Source organism: Rhizobacter sp., from assembly GCF_031412495.1.
GTDB lineage: Bacteria > Pseudomonadota > Gammaproteobacteria > Burkholderiales > Burkholderiaceae_C > Schlegelella_A.
In genome coordinates, this window is the sequence record NZ_JANODC010000240.1 from 1 (window position 1) to 9,998 (window position 9,998).

Here is a 9,998-nt window from a genome sequence, read left to right on the forward strand (position 1 = left end):
CGGCCAGTTGCTGCGCGAATCGATCGATGGCACCCGGCGGCTCCTCGCCCAACGCGAAGCGGAACGACGCGGCGTGCGCGCCGCTGCCCCGCCGCCCGGTGCGCGCGACCACAACCCGTTGCTCTTCGCCGCCGACACCCAAGTCGCCCTCGAGCGGATGCTGCTGCCGCCGGTGCGCGGCTTCATGCCTTCGGCGGCAGCCATGCGCAGTGCCATGCAGGAACTGGCCGAACATGGGGCGGCGAGCGCCTCCGGCAGCCGCGCCGGCCTCGCGGCGGTGCTGGCCCAGTTCGAGCCCCGGCAACTCGAGGCGGCTCTCGGCGGCCAAGGGTTGCTCGCGCTCAACCGCAAGGGCAAGGTCTGGGAGCAGTACCAGGACCGCTACGAGGCGCTGCGCAAGCAAGCGCAGGAGCGTTATCGCGCTCAGCTCGCGGGTGCGCTGGGCGATGCGGGAGTGCCGCCGACGCGGCCGTGAAGACCGGCTGAGGCGTCAGGCGGATCCGACGCGGTCGACCCAGTACCCGTGCAGTCGGCGTCTTTGCAGCGGCGGGCCATCCAGCCTTTGCGCTTGCAGGCCGCCGCCGTCATGACCGAACAGCGGGCCGGCGATGCCCACGTTCATCACCGTCCCGGCCGGCAGCTGCCATTCGTCCTGGTGGGTGAAGGCGCCGGGCAGGGCATATCGAGCCGCGTACTGCGATCGTGACAGAACCACATCGCCGATGGCGAACCAGTTTCCCCACGTCCCCGCTCCCCATGCCGGTCCGGGCGCCGAGGCGGCTGCCGTCCCGCCGCGCTGATGAACGCGCAGGGCGGCCAATGGCGCCAGGAGCTGCACCGTGTGGTGTTCGCCCAGCCAGGCCGTCTCGGTGCCGGGCGTCGCGGCGCGCCGCGGCAGCAAGCGCACCGGAAGCGGTTCGGGAAGGCCGGGCAGCGTCATCATCGGCAGCTCCTTTTCAAGCAGCGTGCGAGCGACCTACCAGGCGCCCTGCAGCAGATCGACAAATGATTCCGGCTGGGGCAGGCCCGTCGCCACCGTCAGCCTCGTGGCGCTGTCGCTCGCGTTCGCCGGCCACCAAAGCGTGCGCCCGCCGTAGCGCAGCAAGGCCTCGTGGTGCAGCAGGTCGTGCAGTGCGTCGGCCAGCGACTGTCCCGGGCCGAAGCGGTAGCCGGTGCGATTGGTCCAGTGCGTCTCGTCCGGCGGCTCTGCGCTGGCCGGCCGCGCGAGCAGGCGCGGCACCTCGTGCAGCTGCTGCTCGAAGCGCTCGAGAGACGAGCCATCCTGCAAGGTATCGAGCATCGCCGTGCAAACACCGCCGAACCAGCGCTCCAGCTCGTCGAGATCGCCGCCGCCACCCGGCGCCCTCTCCCGCGGCAGGGCGACGACGAGCGGAAAGTAGCGGCCGACCTTGTCGACGCTCGGCATCATGACGCCGAACCACCAGCGCGCATCGACGATGCCGGGCGCCCAGGCAAAGCGCCAGAGCGGGCTGGTGAGGTAGGTGTCGAGCCAGATGTCGCCGAGCTGGGCTCGGCTCTTCTCGACCCCGTGCGATAGCCAGCCGTCGCAGGCGGCGACGAACTCGGGCGAGAGCCGCCGGCTGGCGAAATCGCCCAGGCAGGCGAGCTTGCCGAACCAGCCGACCACCGGTTCCCCGGCTTCGGCCGCAGCGGCATGCGGCGGGTTCACAGGGAGGCCGGGCAGTTGAACTCGCGCAGCTCGCGCAACTGGAACGGATTGACGACGCTGCTGGCGGTGACCTCGAAGGTGGCCTTGCGGCCATCGACGTCGAAGACGACGCGAAAGCGCTCCGGCGCGCCGGCCGGCACCATGTTCAGGCGGTCGAAGAGCCGGAACAGCGCCCAGGGCCCCTCGGTCACCAGCCCGGAGCTGGCGCCGGCGAGTGCCGGCTGCAGCTGCACGCGGACCTGCGTGCTGCCGCGCGGCCCGGGCCACTGCACCGCGGTCGGAATCTGCGGGCCGTGCGAATACTTGACGAGCTGCCCGTCGACGTCGAGCGTGAACTGGGAAATGCTGGCGTCCATCTCGACCGGCTTGAAGTCGAGGCGCAGGCCGGGCGACTTGCCGCCGGAGCGGAAGAAGGTGTCGCGGATCGCCGCCGCGCGCTGGAACTGGCCGAGCGTGCCGCTGTCGGTGCCCATCTTGCCCTCGCCCGTGGTGCGGAAGGTCCACGGCCGCGCCGACGTGTCGACGAAGTTGACCAGGCTCTTCTGGAAGAACTCGTCGAACAGGCCCCCCGGCGAGAAAAGGCGTGCGAAGTCGTCCTGGGTGACGTCGCTCTTGCTGCCGCGCGTGAACGGATAGCGTCCGGCGACTGCCTGGCGGCAGAACTCGCCGATGCCGGAGTTGACGGAGCTGCCGATGCTCGCGCGCGTGGCCCGCAGCACCGTGCTGCCGCCGGCGACGGCCACCGTGGCCATGAGCGAGCGCACCGGCTCGGGCAGCCGCGCGGCCTCGGCCTTGATCTTGTTGTGCACGTCGGAGGGCGGCGGCGCGCTGCCGCTCTTGACGGCGGTGTCGGCGGCCGTCATGAAGGCGTAGAACTCGTTCATGAGCCCGACCGTCGCGTCGATCGGCGCCGGCCCCTTGCCGTCGGGGCCGCCGCCCTGGACGAAGCGGCGCAGGCCTTCGAAGCGGTCGTCGACCAGGCTTTCGATGCGCTGGCCGCGCGGCACCGCTCCCGGACCGCTCTTGTTGCCGAGCAGCTTGGCGAGCTGCTCGCGCGATTGCTGGATGGTGCTGGTGGCCTTGTCCTCGACCCGCTGCACCGCGTCCTTGGAGGTCTCCGCCGTCAGCGTCGTCTCCCTGACGACAGCCCGCAGCAGCGGCACCAGCGGGTTGTCGGGCGCGGACAGGATGCGCGCCATCTGCGTCGCCTGCGCCACGTCGCCCATCGGCTGCAGGCGGATGTCGGCAATGAAGGCTTCCCAGCTGCGCGCGTAGTCGCCGAGGTAGACACGGCGGACCTCGTCGGTGAGGCGGCTCAGGGCCAGCGGGTCGCGCAGCGAGCTGGCCCGCGCCGCATCGGCGACGCCGAGGACCCAGCCCTCTTCGTCGCTGAGTTGCTTGGTGCTGCGCTCCACCTGGCGCTGGAAGCCCTTGTGGTAGCCGTCGTAGGTGTAGAGCGCAGGGACGCCGCGCGTCAGCGGCGCGCCGTTGCCGCGGCGGAACACGAGCGCCGCGCTCGGCCCCGCCGCCTTGGCGATGGTGAACTCGGGCAGCTCCGCCGGCACGCCCTCGCGCTTGATGCGGCTGTAGACGCGCTGCGGGAACGACACCGCGGCCAGGCGGGCGCGGGTGTTGCGCAGCAGCTCCTTGTCCTCGGGCAAGGGCGAGACCGACGGGCCTTGCTGCAGCAGCGCATCGAGGTGCGACTCGAGCGCGGCGCGTTGCTCGGAGGTCACGTCACGCGGCAGGTTGGCTTCCCAGTCGGCGAGCAGGTACAGCTTGAGCGACTCGGCGTCGAAGCGATCCGGCTGATGCAGCATCACGTAGGTCTTCAGGGCCTCGTATTGCAGCTCGGGGTTGTCGTTGCTCGACTTCATCTGCTCTTCGACACGCAGCGCCAGGCGCGGCTGCAGGGCATCGACGAGCATCCGCTGGTAGGCGCGCTGCGCGGCGGAATCGAGCTTATTGCCCTGGTAGAGGCCGAAGCCCAGCGACCACGGCACGCTCTCGCTCTCGCCGACGGCCAGCGCGCGCGTGGCGGCGAGTGCAGGCAGCAGCACGACGACGTCGGAGGAGACGCGGTTCGGCGTCGCCTGGACCAGCTTTCGCACCGCGTCGACGCGCTGGCCGACATCGGCGACGTAGGCGCGGTTGCCCAGGTAGCTGGTTGCGAATGCGGCCAGGGCACCGATGCTGGCGAGGGCCACGAGCGAGTAGCCGCCCCACGAGAACAGGGCACGTCGGCGCTCCCACTTGAGGTTGGTGCCGGCCAGCTCGGCCTCGCCGAAGATCACCTCGCGCAGCAGGCGCGACAGGAAGAAGCTCTTGCCTGTCGACTGGTTGGCCGGCAGCAGGCGGCGGTCGAGGCGATAGGTGCGGGCGACGCTGCCGATCATGCGGTCGATCGGCGTGCCTTCCTGCGTGCCGCTGATGAAGTACACGCCGCGCAGCAGCGGGTGTTCCTCGAATTGCGAGCCGGAAAAGACGGAGTCCACGAATTCGCGCAGGACCTGGCGCAGCCCGGCGAACTGCTGCGGGAAGGCGTAGATCCGGGCCCGTCGCTGCGGGTCGCGCTCGCTCTGCAGGCGGTCGACCAGGCCGTCGGTGAGGCGGGCCTCGAGCGCATCGAACTCCTCGGCGAAACGCGAGGTGTCGCTCACCTGTCGGGCGTCGTACGGGAAGGTGAAGCCCCACGGGTCCTGGCGGGCAGCCTTCGGCAGGTCGCCGAGGTAGTCCATGAAGCCGGCCAGGAGGTCGGTCTTGGTGACGAGGAGGTAGATGGGGAAGCGGATGCCGAGCTGCTGGTGCAGCTCCTGCACGCGCGCGCGCACCGCCGCCGCCTGCTGCCCGCGCTCGGACGGCGACCGGGTCAGCAGGTCGGGCACGGAAACGGTGACGACCACGCCGTTGACGGGCTGGCGCGGCCGGCTCTTCTTGAGCAGGGCGAGGAACGCGTTCCAGGCTTTCTGGTCGGTGGCCTGGTGGCTGTCCTGAGTCGTGTAGCGGCCGGCGGTGTCGATCAGCACGGCCTCGGTCGTGAACCACCAGTCGCAGTCGCGTGTGCCGCCGACGCCGCGCACCGCCGTCTCCCCCATCTTGGCGGCGAGGGGGAACTCGAGACCGGAATTGAGCAGCGCGGTGGTCTTGCCCGAGCCTGGCGCGCCGATGATGAGGTACCACGGCAGCTCGTACAGGTGGCGCGCGCCGAGCCGCGCCGACAGGCTGGCGAGCGCCCCGCCGCGCTTCGGGCCGAAGCGCGCGTTCTTGAGCGTCTTCAGGGCCGCCTCGAAGCGGTCGTGGATCGTCTTCAGCTCGGCCGCGGACGGATCTTCGGGGCGCAGCGCCGCTGCCGCGGCCGGCCCCTGCATCAGCTGGTTGATGACGGTGCTGTTCCGGCGCCGCGCGGCCCACGCACGCCACGCCTTCTGCAGCAGATAGAGCGCGGTGATGGCGAGGATGAGCACGGCGCGCGCGAACACGCTGTCGAGCGGCCGCGCGTCGCCGACGCTGACCAGCGGCCCGACGATCCAGATGACGATGGCCAGCGCGACGAGGCCGATCAGCGCGACCGTCCAGCCGTTGAAGAAGAAGCCGAGGACCTTCTTCATGGCTTCTTCCCCACCGCCACGTCGGTCTTGCCGCTCAGCAGCGTGATCTCGACGCGCCGGTTCAGGCCGCGGTTGGCGGGCGTGTCGTTGGCGACGAGCGGCTCGCCGGCGGCGCGCCCCTCGGCCGTGACCCGCGCCGCCGGGATGCCCTGCGAGACGAGGATGTCGCGCACGGTCTTGGCGCGCTCGTCGGACAGATGCCAGTTCGACGGGAAACGCAGCGTGTGGATCGGCGTGTTGTCGGTGTGGCCGGCAACGACGACCGCCCCCGGCACCTGCGCCAGGGCCGCCGCGACGCGGCGCAGCAGTGCTTCGCGCCCGGCCGACAGGCTGGCGCTGCCGGCGTCGAACAGGCTGTCGCCGCGCAGGGTGATGAGGCTGCGGTCGACATCGTCGCGAACGCCCACGAAGCCGGCCCGGATGTCCTCGGCGAGGTACTGGGCCAGTCGCGGCTTGGCCGCGGGGAGCGGCGTCGGCGGCGTTGGCGGCGCCAGGCGCAGGCCCTGGATCTCGCCGTAGGCCGGATCGGACAGGCCGCTGAGCGAGAACGAGAGCGCGAAGTACACGCCGAGGACGACGATCGCGGCGACCGCGCCCGTGGCCCAGAGCGCGAGCCACGACAGGAGCGGCCGCCGCTTGACGACCTGGCCCTGCCAGTGCTGAGCCAGGGGCACGGCCACGTCGCCGCGCTCCTTCTTCAGGATCTGCGCCAGCCTGTCGCGGACCGCCTCGAGCTGAGCCCGGCCGTTCTCGATGACGCGGTAACGGCCCTCGAAGCCGAGGCAGACCACCGCGTAGATCAGCTCCAGCAGGTCGCGGTTGGCGGCCGGGTTCTCGGCCAGCTTGGCCATGAGCTGGAAGACCTTCTCTCCGCCCCAGGTCTCGTTGTGGAACATCGCCAGCAGGCTGTAGCGGCCCCACACGCCGCTGCCGCCCCAGGGCGTGCCCGCGGCGGCCTCGTCGAGCACCGTGCAGAGGATGTAGCGCGAGGCCATCACCCGCTCGGGTGCGATGCCCTGCTGGCGCGCCCGCGCCTCGAAGTCGCGGATGCTTTGCGCCAGCGAGTCCTTGAGCTGGGCCGGGTCGGCCAAGCGCGTCGTGCTGCGGATCTGCGGCAGCACCGACAGGAGGCGGTTGGCCAGGGCGACGAGCGGGTTGAGGCCGCTGTCGATGGCGGCGACTTCGGCCACCACGTCGGCCGCCGGCGCACTCTCGGGGCCGTGCGTCGGGGCCATCGCCGGGGCCGCGCGCGCGCCCGGCTTGGGCATGATGAAGGTGCGTTGGTTGTCGAGGGCGGCGAAGGGGTCGTCGCTCGAACCGGGCGGCACGGTGTTCATGGGTCGCTCGGCTCTGCTGGCTCGCTACTGGCGGATCGCCCAGAGCTCCAGCTGCAGGGCCGGGAAGTCGCCGGCGATGTGCAGGGCGAGATTGCCGCTCTGCTCGAACTGGCGCCAGAGGTCGCCGCCGCGCTCGAGCTCGAAGTAGAAGAAGCCGGCATGGAAGGGCAGCTGGCGCGGTGCCACCGGCAGCGGCTGCAGCACGATGCCCGCCAGCTGCAGGTTGACGAGGTCGCGGATGCGGTCGACCGGCCCGACCTTGGTCTGCGCCACGAAGATCTGGCGAAGCTGCTCGTGCGGCATCTGCGCGCTCACCGCCAGCACGAAGACGGCAGTGCGCGCCAGCTCCAGGTCCTTCACGATCGCCGTGCGCACGCCATGCTTGCGGTCGACGAGATCGATCTGCACCGCGTTCTGCTCCAGCACCACCGAGAGCATCTTTCTCAGTTCGTCGAACACCGGCGTAAAGCAGGCGCGCAGGTCGTCGTGCCGATAGAGCGGGAACTCGGGCGGGCGGCGTGCCGCGCTTGCGAAGGTGGAAAGTTCTCCGGCCAGCTGCAGGCAGTCGCCGAACAGCGTCATCGGGTGCACGCTCGGCGCGCTGGCGTGCTGGCGGAACAGCGGCTCGGCCCGGTTCAGCACCTGCAGCATCATGAAGTCGGCCAGTTCGGAGATGCCGTGGCTCAGCTGGCCCATGCGGCCGGCGAGGGCCTGCGATCGCTGTGCGATCAGGCCCTGCAGCAGGCGGGTTCCGGCGACCAGCGGCTCGGTCGCGTCGAGGGTCGTCTGCGGCGGGATGTGCGTGCGGTCGAGCACCACCTGGCGGTCGCTGCGCCGGTCGACGACCTGCGCCACCGCGAGCAGCGCGAAGGCGTCGGTGACGTCGCGCTGGCGCAGGAGCCGCATCTTCAGCCGCCCGGTCTGGATGCTCGCCGGCTCGTCGGAGGCGCTGGTGTGGTCGCGCACGCTCTCCTCGACGGCCACGAGACGGGCCAGCTCGTCGCTGCCGGCGCCTTCGAAGTCGACTTCCGTGACGCCCTCGCGGCCGAGCGGCAAGGCCAGGTAGACGAGCTCGCCGGCACTTTCGGCAGAAACCTCGAGCGGCTCGGGCGGCATGTCGAGCTGCGGAAACGCGAACGGCGTGCCATCCGGGAACACGCCACTGGCGCGGGCGATGGCGACACGGCCGGTCGCGAGCAGGGCGTCGTCGAGTTGAAGCTCGGCAAAGCCCCAGGCATGCGGCGACGAGCAACGCGCCCGCTCATCGACAAGGCGGGCGACGTAGCGCGACTCCTGCTGGAAGTGATGCGGCTGCAGGAACATGCCCTGCGACCACACCACCGGGCTGCGCCAGCTCACGGCGCCGTGCGCTTCGCTTCGACGGCGATGGCGTCGGCGCGTATCGCGATGATGTTCTTGTTGTTGGGCTTCAGCTCGACGATGCTCTTCCAGCGGGCCCGCTCGATGTCGCGAAAGGCGCCGATGACGCCGATGTACTTGATGTCGGGCGCGGTCGTCTTGTCCCAGTTCCTGGTGTCGCCGGGGCGAAGGACGAACTCCTCGCGCGAGCCCATCTCGGCGGCCAGGGTGGCCTGGTCACGCTCGTAGAGCGACACGAAATCGGCACTCTCGAAGGTGGCGCTGGAGCGCAGCTCGTAGATGCGCACGACCAGCGGCGAGGCGCGCCTGCGCACGTCGGGGTTAAGGTCGGCGCCCGCCTGCAGCGTCGCCGCGACCTCGGTCGGTTTGGGCGGCGGCGGCGGGCTGGCGCAGGCGCCCAGGACGAGAAGCACGGCGGCGACGACGCCGAGGCGCAAGGGGCGGGAGGCTTGCATCATGGCTGGCGGCAGAATACCCAGCCGCCGCGCCGGTGCCTCGTGACTTAGGTAACACCTCGCGCCAGCCAGTCGCTGGCGAAGCCCGCGAGGTCCGCGTGCAGCGAGTCCGCCAGGGCGAGCTCGGGGCCGGTGTTCGGACTGCCGTTCGAGCCGCGCAGGACGAGAGCGCGGTGAACGCTGGCCGGCACGCCCCGGAAGTACGGCAGGAAATCGTCGACGAAGGCCACCGGCGCGAGTGCGGCGATCGCGGCGGCCTTGGGGCTGTGCTCGCCGGCGACGTTCCCGGTGGCGACGACGCGCTCGATCGGGAAGCCGTGCTCACGCAGGTTCCGCAAGCGGGCCGCCTCGAACTCGGCGTCGAGCGCCGACACGCAGACCAGCTGGTAGCCGGCCGCGTGCAGCCGCTCGCAGGCCTCGACGGCGCCGGCCAGCGCCGGCACGGCCGACCAGAAGGCCTCGTCGAAGTGGCTGCGGAAGTGGGCCCGTCCGGCCTCGTCCAGGCGGTCGCAGTCCCAGCGGTCCATGGCCCAGTAGGCATGCGGGTCGCGTTCGACCAGCACCCGCCCGAAGGCACGCTGCCACGCGGTGGAATAGCCGAGGTTGAGGTCGAGCAGGACGCCGTCGGCGTCCAGAGCGATGGTCTCGCGGGACATGGAGCAGACTTTAGCGGCGCCCTTGAAACGACGCCGGCGGCACCTATAATGCTTGCTAGCACTCGAATACGTTGAGTGCTAACAGTTTGCGACCCCGGCCGGTTTCCCCTCCGCCTGGGCCCCCAGCAAGCCGGCTCATATCACTTCTAGGAGATGCCATGAAACTTCGTCCGTTAGCCGATCGCGTGATCGTCAAGCGCGTGGAGCAGGAAACCAAGACCGCCTCGGGGATCGTCATCCCGGACAACGCCGCCGAAAAGCCGGACCAGGGCGAAGTCCTGTCGGTCGGCCCGGGCAAGCGCAGCGAGCGTGGCGACATCGTTTCGATGAACGTCAAGGCCGGCGACCGGGTGCTGTTCGGCAAGTACAGCGGCCAGACCGTCAAGGTCGACGGCGACGAGCTCCTGGTGATGCGCGAGGAAGACCTCTTCGCCGTGGTCGAGAAGTAAGAGGCAACGGAGAACTCAAATGGCAGCAAAAGACGTTTCATTCGGCGGCGACGCCCGCGCGCGCATGGTCGAGGGTGTGAACATCCTGGCCAACGCGGTCAAGGTCACCCTCGGCCCCAAGGGCCGCAACGTGGTGCTCGAGCGCTCGTACGGCGCCCCGACGGTGACCAAGGACGGCGTTTCCGTCGCCAAGGAAATCGAGCTCAAGGACAAGCTCCAGAACATGGGCGCCCAGATGGTCAAGGAAGTCGCTTCCAAGACCTCGGACATCGCCGGTGACGGCACGACCACGGCCACCGTGCTCGCCCAGGCCATCGTCCGCGAAGGCATGAAGTACGTGGCCGCGGGCATGAACCCGATGGACCTGAAGCGCGGCATCGACAAGGCGGTCATCTCGCTGACCGAAGAGCTGAAGAAGTTCAG

The 9,998-nt window shown here is 70.4% G+C and carries 10 protein-coding genes; 3 read left to right on the plus strand and 7 right to left on the minus strand.

The annotated features are described in order from the left end of the window. Positions 1-7: 7 nt before the first annotated feature. Positions 8-475 carry a type VI secretion system-associated FHA domain protein gene (locus AC30N0_RS09225; RefSeq protein WP_489517637.1) on the plus strand — a complete coding sequence of 156 codons (468 nt, stop codon included), beginning with the start codon at positions 8-10 and terminating at the stop codon, positions 473-475. 15 nt (positions 476-490) lie between these two features. On the opposite strand, the gene AC30N0_RS09230 is transcribed toward AC30N0_RS09225, so the two are convergent. From AC30N0_RS09230 to AC30N0_RS09260, 7 genes are read right to left on the minus strand one after another with little or no spacing between them, the layout of a single operon-like run. Further along, positions 491-943, minus strand: coding sequence for a hypothetical protein (locus tag AC30N0_RS09230; RefSeq protein WP_489517628.1), 453 nt, complete (start codon positions 941-943; stop codon positions 491-493). Positions 944-976: 33 nt separating this feature from the next. After that, the gene (gene tagF / locus AC30N0_RS09235; RefSeq protein WP_489517629.1) at positions 977-1,690 is read right to left on the minus strand and encodes a type VI secretion system-associated protein TagF; all 714 of its coding nucleotides are present in this window, start codon (positions 1,688-1,690) and stop codon (positions 977-979) included. After that, positions 1,687-5,298, minus strand: coding sequence for a type VI secretion system membrane subunit TssM (gene tssM / locus AC30N0_RS09240; RefSeq protein WP_489517630.1), 3,612 nt, complete (start codon positions 5,296-5,298; stop codon positions 1,687-1,689). The genes tagF and tssM overlap by 4 nt, the downstream gene beginning before the upstream one ends. Further along, positions 5,295-6,635 carry a DotU family type VI secretion system protein gene (locus AC30N0_RS09245; RefSeq protein WP_489517631.1) on the minus strand — a complete coding sequence of 447 codons (1,341 nt, stop codon included), beginning with the start codon at positions 6,633-6,635 and terminating at the stop codon, positions 5,295-5,297. Before AC30N0_RS09245 ends, tssM begins: the two co-directional genes overlap by 4 nt. Before the next feature lie 24 nt (positions 6,636-6,659). Then, entirely contained in the window at positions 6,660-7,994 is a 1,335-nt protein-coding gene (tssK, locus tag AC30N0_RS09250) for a type VI secretion system baseplate subunit TssK (protein WP_489517632.1), read from the minus strand. Next, positions 7,991-8,473 (minus strand): type VI secretion system lipoprotein TssJ, encoded by a 483-nt coding sequence (tssJ, locus tag AC30N0_RS09255; protein WP_489517633.1) that lies wholly within the window; start codon positions 8,471-8,473, stop codon positions 7,991-7,993. Before tssJ ends, tssK begins: the two co-directional genes overlap by 4 nt. A gap of 44 nt (positions 8,474-8,517) precedes the next feature. Further along, on the minus strand, positions 8,518-9,126 hold the full coding sequence (locus AC30N0_RS09260; RefSeq protein ID WP_489517634.1) for an HAD family hydrolase: 609 nt from the start codon (positions 9,124-9,126) through the stop codon (positions 8,518-8,520). A gap of 158 nt (positions 9,127-9,284) precedes the next feature. Between AC30N0_RS09260 and AC30N0_RS09265 the strand changes: the two genes are divergently transcribed. Beyond that, positions 9,285-9,575 carry a co-chaperone GroES gene (locus AC30N0_RS09265; RefSeq protein ID WP_489517635.1) on the plus strand — a complete coding sequence of 97 codons (291 nt, stop codon included), beginning with the start codon at positions 9,285-9,287 and terminating at the stop codon, positions 9,573-9,575. A 19-nt stretch (positions 9,576-9,594) separates the two neighbouring features. Next, positions 9,595-9,998 (plus strand): TCP-1/cpn60 chaperonin family protein (locus tag AC30N0_RS09270; protein WP_489517636.1); only part of this gene is annotated, 404 nt, incomplete at its 3' end.

Excerpts from the sequence above, each read along its gene's own strand:
- AC30N0_RS09230 (WP_489517628.1), bottom strand. The coding sequence starts at position 943 with ATGATGACGCTGCCCGGCCTTCCCGAACCGCTTCCGGTGCGCTTGCTG.
- tssM (WP_489517630.1), bottom strand. The coding sequence starts at position 5,298 with ATGAAGAAGGTCCTCGGCTTCTTCTTCAACGGCTGGACGGTCGCGCTG.
- AC30N0_RS09245 (WP_489517631.1), bottom strand. The coding sequence starts at position 6,635 with ATGAACACCGTGCCGCCCGGTTCGAGCGACGACCCCTTCGCCGCCCTC.
- tssJ (WP_489517633.1), bottom strand. The coding sequence starts at position 8,473 with ATGATGCAAGCCTCCCGCCCCTTGCGCCTCGGCGTCGTCGCCGCCGTG.
- AC30N0_RS09260 (WP_489517634.1), bottom strand. The coding sequence starts at position 9,126 with ATGTCCCGCGAGACCATCGCTCTGGACGCCGACGGCGTCCTGCTCGAC.
- AC30N0_RS09265 (WP_489517635.1), top strand. The coding sequence starts at position 9,285 with ATGAAACTTCGTCCGTTAGCCGATCGCGTGATCGTCAAGCGCGTGGAG.